Source organism: Bacillus sp. FSL K6-2865 (genome assembly GCF_040311405.1).
GTDB classification, from domain to species: Bacteria; Bacillota; Bacilli; order Bacillales; family Bacillaceae; genus Bacillus; species Bacillus velezensis.
Map to the genome: position 1 here is coordinate 2898310 of NZ_CP152036.1, position 16597 is coordinate 2914906.

Consider the following 16597-nt stretch of genomic DNA (forward strand, 5'->3'; position numbering starts at 1 on the left):
CCCGGTTTTTTTTGTATAATAATGGCGAGGGGGATCGCCATGCAGTTACAGCCGGAACTGGCAAAGAAATTGATTGCCGAAGTCAAACATATGTACAGCCGCGAAGTGATTATTGCCGATACAAAAGGGATGATCATCGCGGGCACCAACGAGGCGCGCGCCGGATGGTTTCATGAAGGCGCACTGATCTGCGCGCGCGAAAAACGGAATGTCATCATTACGAAAGAAGATGAAAAACGGCTCGAGGGCGTAAAAGCAGGACTGAACCTCCCCGTTTTTTCAGGCCATGAAGTGATCGGAGTATTCGGCCTGACAGGAGACCCTGACGATATCCTGCCTTTCGGAGAATTGCTCAGAAAAATGACGGAGCTGTTTATTAAAGAAACGCGCCATATGGAAGAAGCGCAGTGGCGAGCGAGAATGCTTGAATCCTTTATGGTTGATTGGCTGCAGCTGAAAGAATGGTCTCCGGGCTTTTTAGAAAAAGCAAAGCTCATCGGCGCAGACCTTCACGCATACCGCCGGATCATACTCATTCAAGGCCGTTATGAGCAATATAAAGCGGAGGAGCTCGGGCGGCTCTGGCAGTACGAATGCCCTGAAGACCTGTTTGTCCGCTGGGGAAATGAACGCATTCTCATTAATCATGAAGCAAATTCGGGTTCCAAAACACAGCTCATTAAAAAGATCGGCGCCGTTTTTGGGCAGCCTGTCACCGCCGGCATCGGACGGATCGTTCCGGGAGAGCGCCTCACGGAATCATACGAACAGGCAGATAAAGCACTTTCAGCCGGAATCGGTGACAAGCAGGCCGTCTTTGAAGAAGATTTAAAACTGGATATGTGTCTTGCCGATATCACACCCCGCACGAGGTCGGAATTTTCACGGCGGGTTCTCGAGCATGTACTCGGCCGGGAAGAACTTCTGGATACGCTGCGCGCCTTTTTCGACCGGCAATTATCGTTAAAGCGCACCGCCGACGACATGCATATTCATATCAACACATTGCGCTACCGTCTTTCCAAACTGGAATCACTGACAAATATGAAGCTGGACCGCCCTGAAGACATAACGGCTTTTTATTTGGCGCTGCGCTTTTTAGATCAACATACAAAAAGCACGTAATCATATCAACATTTTTCATATGTTTCTCCATAGTGTGCGGAATCGTTTTTCTTTACAATTAAATGAAAACGCTTTTCTTATCAGGGAGGTTGGGAGAACATGATTTCACGAGAGGCAAAAGAAGCGTTCATCCGGACGGTCGGGAAGGAGAATTATGATGATTCGGCGGCGGGCCGTCTTGTGTATTCTTATGATGCGGCTCCTCAGCTGCAAGCCATGCCGGATGCGGTAATCGCCCCCCGCAGTGCGAATGACGTGTCCCGTATATTAACGATTTGCAGCAGGCATGACATTCCGATCGTGCCGAGGGGTTCAGGCACAAACTTGTGCGGCGGCACATGTCCGTCTGAAGGCGGGCTTGTGCTTTTATTCAAACATATGAACCGCATTCTAGAAATCGATGAAGAAAATTTGACGGCAACCGTCCAGCCGGGCGTGATTACGCAAGATATGATCCGTGCGGTTGAACAAAAAGGTTTATTTTATCCGCCTGATCCGAGCAGCATGAAAATATCGACAATCGGCGGGAATATTAATGAAAATTCCGGCGGGCTGCGCGGTTTGAAGTACGGCGTCACCCGGGATTATGTCCTCGGCCTTGAAGCCGTATTGGCTTCAGGCGATATCATCCGCACAGGAGGAAAGCTGACAAAGGATGTCGCCGGTTATGATCTGACCCGGCTTTTCGTCGGATCAGAAGGGACGCTCGGCGTTGTGACGGAAGCGACTTTAAAGCTGGTTCCGAAGCCGGAAACGAAAAAAACGCTGCTTGCACTCTATGAACATATTGAAGCGGCTGCGGAATCGGTTTCTGCCATCATCGCTGAAAAAATCATTCCGGCGACACTCGAATTTCTGGATCAGCCGACACTGCAGGTCATTGAAGATTACGCCAAGATCGGGCTTCCGACCGACGCAAAAGCGGTGCTGCTGATCGAACAGGACGGTGACATCGACACGGTCAGACGAGATATGGAAAAAATCGAAGCGATTTGTAAAAACGGAGCCGCCGTATCCGTCCAAACGGCTGAAACCGAGGAAGAGGCATTCGCGCTTACAGAGGCCAGACGGTCCGCATTATCAGCCCTTGCCCGGCTGAAACCGACAACGATTCTGGAAGATGCGACCGTGCCGAGATCACAAATTGCCAGCATGGTCAAAGCCATTAACGAGATTGCAGAAACATACGGCCTGTCCATCTGCACATTCGGCCATGCCGGAGACGGCAACCTCCATCCGACGTGCACCACCGATATCCGAAATACAGAGGAGATGGAACGTGTCGAAAAAGCTTTTGCCGCCATTTTTGAAAAAGCGATTGAGCTGGGCGGGACGATAACGGGTGAACACGGGGTCGGCATCGTAAAAGCGCCGTATTTAGAAATGAAACTGAAAACAGAAGGCATCACCGCCATGAAAGCGATCAAACAAGCGCTTGATCCCCAAAATCTGCTGAATCCGGGAAAAATATTCGCCAATTCATCAAGGAAACGCGTGGTGGTGATGAAATGACAACGGCTAAAGAGCAGCAACAAATTCAAACAGAATTCAAAACCCGCATGGATGAAGGTGAATTGCTGAACTGTATGCGCTGCGGCTTCTGCCTTCCTTCCTGTCCGACCTATATTGAATCGGGATTTCAAGAATCCCATTCGCCGCGCGGCCGGATCGCCCTGATGAAAGCCGTCACTGACGGACTGATCGAGCCGGATGAAGATGTCGAGCGCTCACTTTCGCTGTGTCTCGGATGCCGGGCATGCGAGCCCGTTTGTCCGGCAGGGGTCAATTACGGACAGCTGCTTGAAGAAGCGAGGGATATCATTCATCAAAATAAAAAACATAAGCCGGGCGTGCGCCTCTTGCGGAAAGCCGCCTTCACCGGGCTTTTCCCTCATCAAAACCGCATGCAGACAGCCGTGAATCTTCTCGGAATATACCAAAGATCGGGACTGCAGACCGCCGTCAGAAAAACCGGTATGCTGCGCGTTTTGCCTGAACATCTGCGCACAATGGAACAAGTGCTCCCGCCCGCCCCGAAACGGAAAGACATGAAGGAAAGGCCGCGTTTTCTTCCTGCCGCGGGTCCCGTCCAAAAACGGGCCGCTTTTTTCTCGGGCTGCTTAATGGATACGATGTTTTTAGCGACAAATCATGCGACAACGGCGCTTTTACAGGCGGCCGGGTGTGAAATCGCGGTTCCGGACGGCCAGGCGTGCTGCGGCGCGCTTCACGGGCACAGCGGAGAAAAAGAGATGGGAAAAGAACTGGCCAAGCGGAATATCGCGGCTTTTGAGGCGCTTGACGCTGATTATATCATTACAAACGCCGGCGGATGCGGCGCCTTTCTTCAGGAATATCCGCATTTACTGAAAGATGAACCTGGATGGGCGGAACGTGCCGGACAATTCGTCCGGAAGCTCAAAGACTTTTCATCCGTACTGGTTGATCTGAAGTTCCATCAAAAAAACCTGCGGGCGCAGTCTCCTCATATCGTCACATATCAGGACTCCTGCCATCTCCGCAATGTGATGCATACGTCAGAGGAACCGCGCACGCTTTTGAAAAGCATTAAAGGGGCTGAGTACAGAGAAATGGAAAAGGCCGACAGCTGCTGCGGGTCGGCGGGAATTTATAATATAACAGAGTCAGAGATGTCTATGAAAATATTAGACAGTAAGATGAAAGCCGCCGGAAAAACGGAGGCCGCCGTCATCGTAACAGCCAATCCCGGATGCCTTCTGCAAATGCAGCTCGGCATTTTACGCGAAGGATTAACAGGCCGTGTCCGCGCGGTTCATTTGGCGGATTACCTTTTGGAAGCGGCGGATTTGTCATAAGATGAAAGCAGAGAGACCGATCGGCTCTCTGCTTTTTTATGATGCTGCAATGTTCGGACGGCCGCGGATTTATCCGGGTATTGAAGCTTCCAGTCTGGCACTCGGGTCACGCCATACATTCGCCCATTTTTTCACAGCCGCAATGATAATCACAAGCCCGAGAATGAGCATGATAATGGATAAAACGCCATTCAGCACGTTGTATCCCGCCGCTTCGGGGTTCAAATACACATACCGCACCATCCAATAACCCGCATAGTTGACGGTCACGTACAAATAAGCGAGAGGAATCAGGCATGTCAGCATATAGCGCCGCTTATCCGCTATTTTTAATACGACGGTCGCACCGATAATTAAGCCGACAGACGCCATAAGCTGATTGGATACGCCGAACAGCGCCCAAATGGAGCTGATGTCGCCCGAATACAGAAGATAGCCCCACAGCAGGCAGGCGAGCGCGCTTGAGAAAATCGAGCCCGGCAGCCAGTCTGTTTTTTTCAGCGGCTTATAGACCTCTCCGAAAAACTCTTGAATCAAGTACCGGGCGACACGGGTTCCCGCATCAATCGCCGTTAAAATAAACACCGCTTCAAACATAATGACGAATTGAAAAAAGTATGAAGCCAAATGACTGAAAAACGGAATCTCCGTAAAGATATACGTCATTCCGACGGCAAGCGTAACAGCGCCGCCCGTTCTTCCTTCCAGACTGAGCCCGATTTCTTTACTCAATTCAGGCAGATGGACGACATTCATCCCGAGGGTGCGGAATATTTCAGGCGTGCTGTTAATAGCAAAATAGTCGGCGGGCTCAAGAGCGGCAGCTGCAATGAGCGCCATAATTCCGACGAGACATTCCACAAGCATCGCTCCGAAAGCAACCGGCTTTATATCACTCCATTTATCCAGCATTTTCGGCGTTGTGCCGGAACCGACAAATGCATGAAAGCCCGAAATGGCGCCGCAGGCAATCGTTATTGAAATAAACGGCCAGACAGGACCCGCGATCACCGGCCCTCCGCCGTGAATAAACTCCGTTACGGCCGGAAATTTAATGGCGGGATTGACGAAAAAGACGCCTGCGATCAAAGCGGCAAAAACCCCGATTTTCATAAAACTGCTTAAATAGTCACGCGGAGCCAGCAAAAGCCAAACCGGAAGCGCCGCGGCGAAAAACGCATAGACAGGAAGCGCCACTGCAAGCGTTTTCGCATCCAGTGTCAGCATGTCCCCGAGAGCCGTTGTCTGCAGCCACGGCCCGATGACAACACCGGCCATTAACAAAAGAAACCCGACAGTTGATGCGAGTTTGAGATTGCCCGTTTTTTTATAGTAGAGGCCGACCCCCATCGCGATCGGAATCGTAATCCCCACCGCAAACGTTCCCCACGGGTTTTTCTCAAGCGCGTGCAGCACAACCATGGACAGCCCCGCCATCGTGATCGTAATGATAAACAGCATGGAAAGACCCGTGCAAAAGCCCGCCACCGGGCCAAGCTCTTCTTTGGCGACTTCAGAAAGCGTTTTCCCGTTTTTCCGCATTGATGCAAACAATACGACAATATCGTGCACGGCTCCTCCGATCACCGCCCCGATTAACAGCCATAAAAGCCCGGGCAGATAGCCGAACTGAGCTGCCAGAATCGGTCCGACAAGCGGGCCGGCAGCGGCGATTGCCGCGAAGTGGTGGCCGAATGACACCCACTTATTCGTCGGCACATAATCTTTCCCATCCTCAAGCACATGGGCCGGAGTCGGTGTCTGATCATTGATTTTTAATACTTTGACCATCATAAAGGTACCGTAAAGCCGATAGGCGATCGCCAGAATACATATAGACGCTATGACGATTGTAATCGCATTCATTTAATCCCAGCCCCTTTTCTCTTTTTCTAAATATTATCACAATTATCAGATAACAGTAGATGATTTTTGCGTAAAAAAAAGCCGGCGACTAAGCCCGGCTTTTCGGAACGCTATTTTCCTGATAAACGGATGACATTCCAGGACAGCGGCTTAAAATGAGCCGTTATCCCTTCAGCATTTGCTGAAGACGTTCCGTTTGAGTGAGGCGTGACTTCATTTCTGTTTTTTTGATTGGTCGCTTTCATATCCTGATGCTCCAGCACGATATGCTCAATGATGCGGTAATCTTCAAACCCCCTCAGTTTGATCTCCGTTTCCATCAGTTCCTTGCTTTTGTTGACGGCAAAAATGGTCAGTGCTTCATCCTCTTCATGGTAAACGGCCGCGGCATCAACATACGGCACATCCGTAAAATCCGCCGAGTCGTATTTCGGGGAGGTAATTAGCAGCTTCATCGAAGTCCCTCTCCCGTAGACAGAGGCGTGCATGTAAGGGTAAAAGATCGGCTGCCTCCATGCTTCTCCGCCCTTTTCGGTCATGATAGGCGCAATTACGTTGACAAGCTGGGCGAGACAGGCGATCTTTAGTCTGTCCGCATGCTGCAGCATGGTAATCAGCAGTGAACCGATCAACAGCGCATCTTCAAAATTGTAGATGTCTTCAAGAATCGGCCGGGCCGTAATCCATGGCTCCACTTTTTTATCCGCTTCATTTGAGTGATACCACACATTCCATTCATCTAAAGAAAGGTGAATCGTTTTTTTGCTGCGTTTTTTCGCTTTCATATAATCACATACGGCTGTGACGGATTTAATAAAATGGTCTAAATCCATCGACTTCGCCAAATAGTTCTCAAGATCATTTTCATGGTTGCCGTAATACGTATGCAGTGAGATGTAATCCACATGCTCATACGTATTCTCAAGCACCTCGGCCTCCCACTCGATGAAGGACGGCATGCCGCTGTTTGAGCTTCCGCAAGCCACCAACTCGATCGTCGGGTCCGTCCATTTCATCACCTTTGCCGTTTCAGCGGCGAGCCGTCCGTATTCATGCGCCGTTTTATGACCGATCTGCCAAGGGCCGTCCATCTCATTTCCTAAGCACCATGTTTTGATGCCGTAAGGTTTTTCATATCCGTGCGATTTTCGTAAGTCGCTCCAGTATGACCCTTCAGGATGGTTGCAGTATTCGACGAGGTTCCGGGCGGCATCGATCCCTCTCGTCCCGAGATTGACCGCCATATTCACTTCGGCGTTCACTTTTTTCGCCCACGTTAAAAATTCATTCGTCCCTACTTCGTTCGTTTCTGTCGTCTGCCATGCCAAATCTAGCCTCCGCGGGCGGCCCTTCACCGGCCCGACGCCGTCTTCCCAATTGTAGCCCGAGAGAAAATTCCCTCCCGGATAGCGGATGAACGGCACTTGCAATTCCTTGATTAACTCCTGCACGTCTGTTCTGAAGCCGTCCTTGTCGGCTTTCGGGTGTCCGGGCTCATAAATGCCTTCATACACCGCCCGGCCCATATGTTCTATAAATGATCCGTACATCCGTTTGTCCACTTCACCGATGATATATTCTTTATCTGCTGTAATCCCCGCTTTTTTCATTATATTTCCTCCCTCTCTCTATCCCTTCACTCCGCCTACTGTGAGTCCGGAAATGAAGTATTTTTGGAAAAACAAGAATATGATGATCACCGGCAGTATCGCAAAAACGGACCCGGAAATCAGCATGTCATAGTTGTTGCCGTACGGACTCAGCAGCCCTGAAAGTCCGATTGGAAGCGTAAACATTTCTTTCGACCGAAGCACGATCAGCGGCCATAAAAAGTTATTCCAGCTGTTTAAAGATTGAAGAATGATCATTGCCCCGAATGCCGGTTTCATGAGCGGCGCCATAATTCTGAAAAAAATGCCGAATTCGGTGCAGCCGTCCATTCTTGCTGAATCAAGCAGATCCTTCGGAAGTCCGAGCGCATATTGCCGGAAAAAGAACACGGCGACAGGCGACACAATAAACGGCAGAATCACTCCCGTATAAGAATCGATCAAATGAAGACCCACCGTCAATTTGAACAACGGAAGCATCATCACTTCAAGAGGCACCATCATAATGATCAGCACAAGAACGAAAATAATATTTCTGCCTTTAAATTCGTAGACACCGAGTCCGTAGCCGATCAAAGAGGAAAAAAACAGCGTGAGAACCGTGGTGAGAACGCCGAGCAGCAGGCTGTTAAAAAACCATTTGAAATAAATGCTCCCCCCGTTGAACAAATAGGTGTAGTTATCAAGGCTCATCACATCCGGATCAAGACGCAGATTCAGCCCGATACGCATCAGCTCAGATGACGGCTTTAAAGAACCGAGCAATAGGCAGATCATCGGAAAGATATACAACAGGCTCAGCATGATAAAAAACAAGGTAAACGCGACTCTGTACACGGAAGACATGTGATTGTTACGCAACGCTTTATCCCTCCCCTTTAAACGAACCGGACAGTTTCAGTGAAACAAGACTGACTAGTAAGATGACAAGCAAAAGGACAATTCCGATTGCGGCCCCGTACCCCATTTCGTTGTATGCAAGCCCCTGCTGATATAAATAACCGACAAGCGTGAGGCCGATATTGCCCGGGGAATTATTCTGCCAAAGCACATAGCTTTCCTCAAACATTCTGAAACCGCCGATAATACTGATCGTTAACACATAAACGGACACCGGCTTTAAAAATGGAAGGGTAATATGCCGGAACTTTTTCCACGTACTCGCCCCGTCAATTTCAGCCGCTTCATACAATTCTTTCGGCACGTTTTGCAATCCTGCCAGAAAGTAAAGAATGTTAATCCCCATCCACCTCCATGACGCAAGCAGCACCATTAAAAACATGCCGGTGCCTTTGTTGTTGAGCCAGTTTTGGGGTGATGCGCCAAGCTTCATCATCAGCTCGTTTGCAAGCGACGTATTCATTTCTCCGAACATCAGACGGAAAATAATCCCCGCTACGATCGTCGATGTTAAAGCCGGTACAAACAGAGCCGATTTAAACACATTTCTGAACCTGACGAGCTTCGAATTCAGAATCACCGCCAAAAGAAGCGGCACCGGAATCAGCACGATCAGCGTCCAGAAGGTATATTCCAATGTGTTAAATAATGCCGTATAAAAGGTTGGATTAAGAAGAGCGGTATAATTGGAAAACCCGACAAATGTAATTTCTCCCGGCAGTATCCGCTGAAAGCTCATGATAAACACGCTGATAATCGGATACAAAAAGAAAACGAGAAACGAAATGATAAATGGCGCCGTAAAAAGATAAGGCGCCGCTTTTTTTGAATACAGCACATTGCGCCGGCGCGGCTTCTTCCGGACTGCAGAAACGGTTTGCGCTGTCTCTGTCTTTACAGGTCTCATAAAAGCTCCCCCGCTTTCACTGTTAAATAGGGCGGCTTCTCCTATTTCTCTAATTGCTCTGCCGCCTCGTCCAAGGCTTCCTTAGGTGTTTTTTCCTGCGTCTTCAGCGCATCGAACAGCACTTGTCTGACAACGAGATCAGCCGCTTTAGAGAAGTCTTCATGCAGATAAATCGGATTGATCTCATCTTTTATTTCAAGGAGCGAGGAAAAAATTGACGTACCGTTCCGGAAGAAATCCGTGTACTTGTTTTTCTCCTTCAATTCTTTTGAATCCCACACGTCCCAGCGGAGCGGGTCAAAGCCGAGCACCGTCCAAAGCTTTATATTCCCTTCCTTCGAACCTTTCGCAAAACCGAGAAATTCTTTCGCGAGCTTCAGATGTTCAGCCTGCTTCGGCACAACGGTGGCTGTTCCGCCTAAACCCGCTGATCTGTCACCGCCTTCTTTCCAGGCCGGCATAGGGTAAATCGCCATTTTGCCTTTTAAATCAGGCATATAATCGATAAACCGTCCCATGTACCAAATGGGCATCAGCACTGAGGCTGCCCCGCCCTGATTCATAAAACCGTAGTATTCTTCGCTGTGATGGCCGCCGCCGGGAGCCGGCAGAAGGGTTTTATCATTTACCATGTCCTTTACATAATTCAGTGTGTCTGTATTCGTCTTGCTGTTCAGAATCAATTTTCCGTTTTTGCTGTAGTAGCCTGACCCTTGCTGCGAAATCATGGATAGGAATGTGGCGGAGTCGTTTGTTTCAACCGTTCCCATCGGTTTCCCAGCGGTCTCACGCACTTTTTTCCCTGCCCGCCGGTAATCTTCCCATGTCTTAATGGAGGCGGGATCAACGCCCGCTTTTTTCATGATATCCATGTTGTAAAACATGACGGTCGTCCCCACATGTGTATCAAGGCCGTACAATTTTCCGTTTTTGCTGTATAAGGCCAGACGCGCTTCCACAAACTTATCGCGGTCTTTTTCAATCAGCGGCGTCAGATCGGCAAGCGGGATATCCTTCCCCTTCAGAAAGTTCGAGAACCGGCTTAATTCCACGTCGGCTATATCGGGAAGCCCCTCACCCGCGATCAGCGAAACCGATAAATTATCATGCATTTGTCCATAAGGATAAACAACGGTATTCAGCTTGATTTTGCGATCCGGATATTTCTGATTCCATTCTTTGACCATTTCCTGATAAAACTGTTCGTGCAGACCGTTAAATGTCCAAAACGTCAGCTCTGTTTCTCCCGGCCGGCCGGCAGTCCGTTCTTGTGAACAGCCGGCGGTAAACAAGAAGAGCATCATCAGCACCAAACATACAGCGGTCGTTTTTTTCATGTCATTACCCCTTCCACTTTAGGCCGTGCGGCTATTGATGCAAATGATGTGCAAAGAGCGCTGCATTTTCATTTATGATGGTTAAACCGGTATAACGGTCTCGCAGTGTGTGCGCATGCTTAAGCGCATCGCTGACAAGGTCCTGTTTTACACCGATCTCATCGAAACAGGCGGGACCTCCCGCAGATGCGAGCCACCCGGCAATTGTCTTGCCGTCGGGAAGCCCTTCATATGCAGATTGAATCGCCTCGCGAAAGTGCGGCGGCAGTTCAGCAAGCTTTTCGTGACAAGCCAGTTCTTTGTAAATATCACTCAGCACCGCGCACGCACAGCCGACCTTCGCACCGTGGAGAATCGGAGGCTGTTTTGCCTTCAGCATTTCCATCTCAATCCAATGCGAGATGTGATGTTCTCCTCCTGAGGCGGGGCGGGAGTGGTCAAGCGCAAGCATGACAAGACCCGAAACGATCAGCGCTTCCATCAGTATCTGAATGCCGGCCTCCGTTCCCATGGCAATGTCAGCGCGGTGATCAATGCACTGCCAAAGCGCGTCTTTCACAAGCTTCGCCCCGGCTTCTGAGTACGGCTCACCCGCAAGCCTGCGGGAAATCTCCCAATCTGCCAGCGATGTTATTTTTCCGAGCATGTCTCCGAAGCCCGCGGCTGTCATTGAACGGGGCGCTTCTTTTAATACATTCGTATCCGCAAATAAGGCGATCGGCGCTTTCGTTTGAATCGTCGTTTTGATTCCGTTTAATATGAGCGGCGCTCCCGCCGACGTAAAACCGTCGACTGACGGAGCGGTAGGGAATGAGATAAACGGCAATCCGCGCTGGCAGGCGGCAAACCGCGTAATGTCGTGAATCGTTCCTGAACCGGACGCAATGATGACATCCGTCTCTTCCGCGAGGTTGATCAGCGTATAGACCAATGTCCTCTCATCAGCCGCGGCGGCCCCGGCTTCATGCTCCGGAATAATGACTTTTGACGCTTTGATCCCGCCTGCCCTCAATTCGTCCGCAAGCAGACGCCCCGCCGCCTCGTACGTGTTCCGGTCACAGACGATGACCGGATGATTCCAGCATTTTTTTTGCAGAAATCTGAGAAGCTCTTCTTTTGCATTCGCCCCGATCACGATATCTTCTATTTGAATCGGTGAGCGGCTGGCCCCTTCCTTGTTAAACTCGGATTGAATGTCCTCAGGAGAACGTTTCATGAAAGGATTCCCTCCTTCGCTAATTCTGTCAGGTCTTTAATAGAATCAAGGACGACGTCAGGTTCATATAGACGGGGCTCCCCAAGTTTGGCCGACCCCGTCAGAACCAATACGCTTTTCATCCCGTACAGGCTGCCCATTGCGATATCTGATTCGAGGCTGTCTCCGATAATGGCGCATTCCTCAGGGGGAAGTCCGAGCGCTTCACATGCCGCCTCAGCCATCAGCCAAGACGGTTTGCCGATGACAAGCTCCGTTTTTGCTCCGGCGGATGCTTCAATGGCCCCGATCATTCCCGCGACGTCCATGGCATGGCCGCCTTCATTCGGAAAGGAGCGGTCCCGGTTCGTGGCGATGATGCGCGCGCCGGAGGAAGCCGCCTTAAAAGCGAGATTCAGATCCTCATAGGTGACGGTTTCATGCAGGGAGATGACAAGCCAGTCTGCCGCCTGCGGGTTTTGCGCCAGGGCGACACCCGCTAAAGCGAGTTCATCAGTCAGCCCTTTTTCTCCTAACACCCACGCCTTTGACAAAGGATAATGCTTCTTTAAAAATGATGCCGTCACACTGGAGGACAGCACGATGCTCCGTTCATCCGTGCGGATACCGGCACCCAGCAGTTTCTTTCGGCACATTGCTCTTGATAGATTGCCGCGGTTGCTTAAAAAGACAACGGCTTTGCCCAGTGACTGAAGGATATGAACGGCTTCTTTCGCGCCGTCAATCAGCTCCCGCCCCCTGAATACGGTTCCGTCTAAATCAATCAGAAACCCGGCTGCGTCAAGTTTGGCCATAATAAGCATTCGCCCCGTGTTTTCTGTAAAAATGCTTATCATGCAGCACTCTGTCGATCGGACTGAGCTGTTTGTTCAGCATAAGCGAATGGTAGGCCATTTCCGCTACCGTTTCGAGCACAACGGCGTTATGCAGGGCATTCAGCGCGTCCGTTCCCCAGCAGAACGGGCCGTGGCTGTGGACGAGGACACCCGGATTTTGTTCATACGGTTCGTTTTGAAAAGTTTCGGCTATGACTTTGCCTGTATGATATTCGTAATCTTTCACAATTTCTTCTTCATACATTTCCCTCGTGCAGGGTATAGCGCTTTCAAAGTAATCCGCGTGAGTCGTTCCGAGAGCGGGTATGTCTCTTCCGGACTGAGCCCAGCTCGTCGCCCAGCGGGAGTGCGTATGAACGATTCCGCCGATAGCCGGAAACGCTTTATACAGATAAAGATGGGTCGGCGTGTCAGAAGACGGTTTCAGCGAGCCTTCGAGAATGTCTCCGTCCTCATTCAGGACGACCAGTTTGTCAGCGGTCAGCTCACTGTAATCGACACCGCTCGGTTTAATGACGATTCTCCCGCTCTCTCTGTCAATGCCGCTGACATTCCCCCATGTAAACGTGACAAGGTTATGTTCCTCAAGCTTCAGATTGGCGGCGAGCACTTCTTCTTTTAACGCTTCAAGCATGGCGGCTCCCCCCTTTCGCAAAATCACGGTTTTTAATGGCTTTCAGGCGTTTCATGACATTGTTTTCTTTGCCGAAGTAGTGTACGAGCTCTTTATATTCAGCATATAAGCTGTCATAAATCTCAACTCTTTCCCGGTTCGGGGCATAAAAGCCGTCTTTTAATTTCCCCATATGCGCACATGCTTCGGCAATATTGGAGTATCCCCCGTTTTCCCGTCCCGCGGCGAGCGCTCCGAAAATCGCGGAGCCCAGTGCCGGCGCCTGCGGAGAACCGGATAATTGAATGTCCATATTTGTGACGTCTGCATAAATTTGCATGATAAATGGATTTTTCTCAGCGATTCCTCCGGCTGCGTAAAGCTCCTCGACCGGAACGCCGTTTTCCCGAAACGTTTCGATAATCATCCTCGTTCCGAACGCCGTCGCTTCAATCAATGCCCTGTAGATTTCTTCCGGCTTCGTGTGCAGCGTCATGCCGAGCATCATGCCCGTCAAATCGGCGTCCACCAAGGTTGACCGGTTTCCGTTCCACCAGTCAAGCGCGAGAAGGCCGCTTTCCCCCGGAACAAGTTCAGCTGCTTTTTTGCTGAGCAGCTCGTGAATGTCTATGTGTTTATCCTCAGCTTCCTTCTCATAGTCTCTCGGAACGCACGTTTTGACGAACCATTCAAAGTGGTCGCCGACACAGGACTGCCCCGCTTCATATCCCGCATATCCGGGCAAGATGCCGTTATTGACGACCCCGCACATACCGGGGACGATATGTTCTTCCTCGCCGAGCAGCACATGGCAGGTGGACGTTCCCATAATCATCAGCATTTTCCCCGGCTCTGTAATACCGACCGCGGGCACTGACACGTGGGCGTCGACATTGGCGACCGCAACGGCCGTCCCCGGCAGAAGCCCGGTCAGCTCCGCCATTTTTTCGGTCAAACCTCCTGCCTTTTCCCCGACTGAATAAATGGTGCCGCTTAATTTATCTTTTGTAATCGTTTTCATTAACGGGTTGAGCTTTTCAAAAAAATGATCCGGCGGATACCCCGTCTCCTCATTCCAGATTGCTTTGTAGCCGGCCGTGCAGTTGCTTCGCTTCAATGAACCGCACAATTGATAGACGATCCAGTCTGCCGCTTCCACAATCCGATCTGCCGCCTTGTATATATGCGGCGCTTCTTCCGCGATTTGCATGATTTTCGGGATCATCCATTCAGAAGAAATTTTACCGCCGTATCTTTTAAGGAATGTTTCTTTTGTGTCTTCGGCAATCGTGTTCAAACGGTCTGCATGTTTTTGAGCCGCATGATGCTTCCACAGCTTCACATAACTGTGGGGCTCCCGTTCAAATTCCGGCAGCATACAAAGCGGCTGCCCCGCGACGTCTATCGGCAAAATCGTGCAGGCGGTAAAATCAATTCCTATGCCGATCACGTCTTTTGGATCAGCGCCCGCCTCTTGAAGCAGGTTCGGAATTGCCGTTTCCAGAACTTCGATATAATCGGCAGGATGCTGAAGCGCCCAGTCCCGAGGGAGTTTTTCACCCGTCTTCGGCAGCGTGCGGTCAATGACGGCATGAGTGTATTCTTTTACCGCAGACGCGATTTCTTCGCCCGTGCGGACATTGACAAGCACCGCCCGGCCGGACAATGTGCCGAAATCAACACCAATCGTATACGCCATATCAATTCCCTCCCAGCCGGTATAATACGTCATTCCATTTCAACTCTTTTTTCAGCTCATGTATTTCGGTATTGCGGGAAATAAAGATGCTTTCTATGCCTGCCATCTCAGCCCAGTCAAGCATCTGTTCAGCCGTAAGCCGGAAGGACATACAAGTATGATGGGCGCCTCCCGCCAAAATCCATGCTTCCGCAGCTGTTTTCAGCGATGGCTCCGGCTTCCATAGCACCCGCGCCACAGGAAGATTCGGCATATCATGATCAATCTCCCTGCCTTCCGCTTCATTCAGAATGAGACGGAATCGCCCGCCGATATCAATGATGCTGGCGATGATGGCTGAGCCGCCGATTCCGTTAAAGACCAACCGGGCCGGATCTTCCTTCCCTCCGATTGAGAGAGGATGGACTTCGATTTTCGGCTGATCAAGGGCGATCGTAGGACATACTTCAAGCATATGTGATCCGAGAATCATCGCACGCCCCGGTTCAAAATGGTACGTATAATCTTCCATGAAGGAGGTTTGTTCTCCGTCCGCCATTATTTTCATCATTCGCACAAGGGCAGCCGTTTTCCAATCGCCTTCGCCGGCAAATCCGTACCCTTTTTCCATGAGACGCTGAACGGCAAGACCCGGAAGCTGCTTCATTCCGTGCAAAACTTCAAAGGAGGTCGAAAACGCTGTATATCCGCCCCGTTCGAGAAAGGCCGTTAATCCGAGTTCAATTTTCGCCTGTTCTTTAATGGAAGCAACTTTTGCTTCATCCCGTTTTGTTTCGCCGCTGATGACATACAATTTGTCGTATTCCTCATAAAGCGCCTCAATTTCTCCGTCGGTGACGTTGTTCATCACCTCGGTAAGATCGCCGATTCCGTACCCGTCAACCTGCCAGCCGAATTGGATGTGGGCGCCGACTTTGTCTCCGTCAGTAACCGCCACATTCCGCATATTGTCGCCGAACCGGGCTACTTTAATATTCCTGCTTTCATTCCAGGCGGCAGCAGTGTTCATCCATTGCGAAATGTCATGTTTGACTTCCTCATCATCCCAATAGCCTGCGATGACTTTTCTCGTCTGCCCCATTCTTGACTGGATATACCCGTATTCCCGGTCTCCGTGAGCGGATTGGTTGCTGTTCATAAAGTCCATATCAATCGTTTCCCACGGGATGTCGCGGTGATATTGGGTATGCAGATGAAGCATCGGCTTTTGAAAAGCGGAAAGACCTTCAATCCACATTTTCGCAGGGGAAAATGTATGCATCCATGTCACGACCCCGGCACAGTTTTCTTGATACTGCGCTTCCCGCAAAACCTCTCTGATCGTTTCAGATGACGTGACAACCGGTTTATGCCTGATCTTGTATTTTGATGACACCCCGCTGAGGCCGTCACATATTCCCTTTGCGTGTTTATCGACAAGCTGCAGCGTTTCCTCTCCGTATAAGTGCTGGCTTCCCGTTACAAACCAAAATTCATATTCTTTGTTCTGAAGCACATTCATTTCCCCTTCCTATCAAAATAAAGCGCTTGCATTTTTAAAAATATACGTACGAATATAAACTATAAAACTTTAATCCTTTTATTTGTACGAACAATTTTATTATAGTTAAGGAGGAATCAAACTGTCAATCTTTTATTGCAAGTAAAAAAG

13 protein-coding genes are annotated in these 16597 nt (G+C 50.0%); 3 read left to right on the top strand and 10 right to left on the bottom strand.

Annotation, left to right across the window (positions count from 1 at the left end):
• The first annotated feature begins 39 nt into the window (after positions 1–39).
• From NYE42_RS14250 to NYE42_RS14260, 3 genes are all read left to right on the top strand, one after another.
• Positions 40–1125, top strand: a complete 1086-nt coding sequence (locus NYE42_RS14250) for a sugar diacid recognition domain-containing protein (RefSeq protein ID WP_352426547.1) — start codon at positions 40–42, stop codon at positions 1123–1125.
• 99 nt (positions 1126–1224) lie between these two features.
• Complete coding sequence (gene glcD / locus NYE42_RS14255) at positions 1225–2637, top strand: glycolate oxidase subunit GlcD (RefSeq protein ID WP_007408109.1); 1413 nt, start codon at positions 1225–1227, stop codon at positions 2635–2637.
• Positions 2634–3962, top strand: coding sequence for a (Fe-S)-binding protein (locus NYE42_RS14260; RefSeq protein ID WP_352426548.1), 1329 nt, complete (start codon positions 2634–2636; stop codon positions 3960–3962). Before glcD ends, NYE42_RS14260 begins: the two co-directional genes overlap by 4 nt.
• A gap of 69 nt (positions 3963–4031) precedes the next feature.
• Here the strand turns inward: NYE42_RS14260 and cstA are convergent, their stop codons facing one another.
• The 10 genes from cstA to araA all read right to left on the bottom strand — a co-directional run bounded on the left by cstA (position 4032) and on the right by araA (position 16441).
• A complete protein-coding gene (cstA, locus tag NYE42_RS14265) occupies positions 4032–5828 on the bottom strand; it encodes a carbon starvation protein CstA (RefSeq protein ID WP_007408107.1) in 1797 nt (598 codons plus the stop codon).
• Between the two features lie 110 nt (positions 5829–5938).
• Positions 5939–7438: an alpha-N-arabinofuranosidase gene (locus NYE42_RS14270; RefSeq protein ID WP_352426549.1), complete on the bottom strand. Its 1500-nt coding sequence runs from the start codon at positions 7436–7438 to the stop codon at positions 5939–5941.
• A gap of 18 nt (positions 7439–7456) precedes the next feature.
• Complete coding sequence (locus tag NYE42_RS14275) at positions 7457–8284, bottom strand: carbohydrate ABC transporter permease (RefSeq protein ID WP_032871724.1); 828 nt, start codon at positions 8282–8284, stop codon at positions 7457–7459.
• Positions 8285–8303: 19 nt separating this feature from the next.
• On the bottom strand, positions 8304–9245 hold the full coding sequence (locus NYE42_RS14280) for a sugar ABC transporter permease (protein WP_007408105.1): 942 nt from the start codon (positions 9243–9245) through the stop codon (positions 8304–8306).
• Positions 9246–9286: 41 nt separating this feature from the next.
• A complete protein-coding gene (locus NYE42_RS14285) occupies positions 9287–10582 on the bottom strand; it encodes an ABC transporter substrate-binding protein (protein ID WP_080130673.1) in 1296 nt (431 codons plus the stop codon).
• 31 nt (positions 10583–10613) lie between these two features.
• Positions 10614–11798 carry a sn-glycerol-1-phosphate dehydrogenase gene (locus tag NYE42_RS14290; RefSeq protein ID WP_352426550.1) on the bottom strand — a complete coding sequence of 395 codons (1185 nt, stop codon included), beginning with the start codon at positions 11796–11798 and terminating at the stop codon, positions 10614–10616.
• The gene (locus NYE42_RS14295; protein WP_352426551.1) at positions 11795–12592 is read right to left on the bottom strand and encodes an HAD-IIA family hydrolase; all 798 of its coding nucleotides are present in this window, start codon (positions 12590–12592) and stop codon (positions 11795–11797) included. Before NYE42_RS14295 ends, NYE42_RS14290 begins: the two co-directional genes overlap by 4 nt.
• Positions 12579–13268 carry an L-ribulose-5-phosphate 4-epimerase gene (araD, locus tag NYE42_RS14300; RefSeq protein WP_003152509.1) on the bottom strand — a complete coding sequence of 230 codons (690 nt, stop codon included), beginning with the start codon at positions 13266–13268 and terminating at the stop codon, positions 12579–12581. Before araD ends, NYE42_RS14295 begins: the two co-directional genes overlap by 14 nt.
• Entirely contained in the window at positions 13261–14946 is a 1686-nt protein-coding gene (gene araB / locus NYE42_RS14305; RefSeq protein ID WP_352426552.1) for a ribulokinase, read from the bottom strand. The genes araD and araB overlap by 8 nt, the downstream gene beginning before the upstream one ends.
• 1 nt (position 14947) lies before the next feature.
• Positions 14948–16441: an L-arabinose isomerase gene (araA, locus tag NYE42_RS14310; protein ID WP_326245648.1), complete on the bottom strand. Its 1494-nt coding sequence runs from the start codon at positions 16439–16441 to the stop codon at positions 14948–14950.
• Positions 16442–16597 lie beyond the last annotated feature (156 nt).

Bases quoted from the DNA above. Each gene is read 5' to 3' on its own strand.
- NYE42_RS14250 (WP_352426547.1), top strand. From the start codon at position 40: ATGCAGTTACAGCCGGAACTGGCAAAGAAATTGATTGCCGAAGTCAAA.
- glcD (WP_007408109.1), top strand. From the start codon at position 1,225: ATGATTTCACGAGAGGCAAAAGAAGCGTTCATCCGGACGGTCGGGAAG.
- NYE42_RS14260 (WP_352426548.1), top strand. From the start codon at position 2,634: ATGACAACGGCTAAAGAGCAGCAACAAATTCAAACAGAATTCAAAACC.
- cstA (WP_007408107.1), bottom strand. From the start codon at position 5,828: ATGAATGCGATTACAATCGTCATAGCGTCTATATGTATTCTGGCGATC.
- NYE42_RS14270 (WP_352426549.1), bottom strand. From the start codon at position 7,438: ATGAAAAAAGCGGGGATTACAGCAGATAAAGAATATATCATCGGTGAA.
- NYE42_RS14275 (WP_032871724.1), bottom strand. From the start codon at position 8,284: ATGTCTTCCGTGTACAGAGTCGCGTTTACCTTGTTTTTTATCATGCTG.
- NYE42_RS14280 (WP_007408105.1), bottom strand. From the start codon at position 9,245: ATGAGACCTGTAAAGACAGAGACAGCGCAAACCGTTTCTGCAGTCCGG.
- NYE42_RS14285 (WP_080130673.1), bottom strand. From the start codon at position 10,582: ATGAAAAAAACGACCGCTGTATGTTTGGTGCTGATGATGCTCTTCTTG.
- NYE42_RS14290 (WP_352426550.1), bottom strand. From the start codon at position 11,798: ATGAAACGTTCTCCTGAGGACATTCAATCCGAGTTTAACAAGGAAGGG.
- NYE42_RS14295 (WP_352426551.1), bottom strand. From the start codon at position 12,592: ATGGCCAAACTTGACGCAGCCGGGTTTCTGATTGATTTAGACGGAACC.
- araD (WP_003152509.1), bottom strand. From the start codon at position 13,268: ATGCTTGAAGCGTTAAAAGAAGAAGTGCTCGCCGCCAATCTGAAGCTT.
- araB (WP_352426552.1), bottom strand. From the start codon at position 14,946: ATGGCGTATACGATTGGTGTTGATTTCGGCACATTGTCCGGCCGGGCG.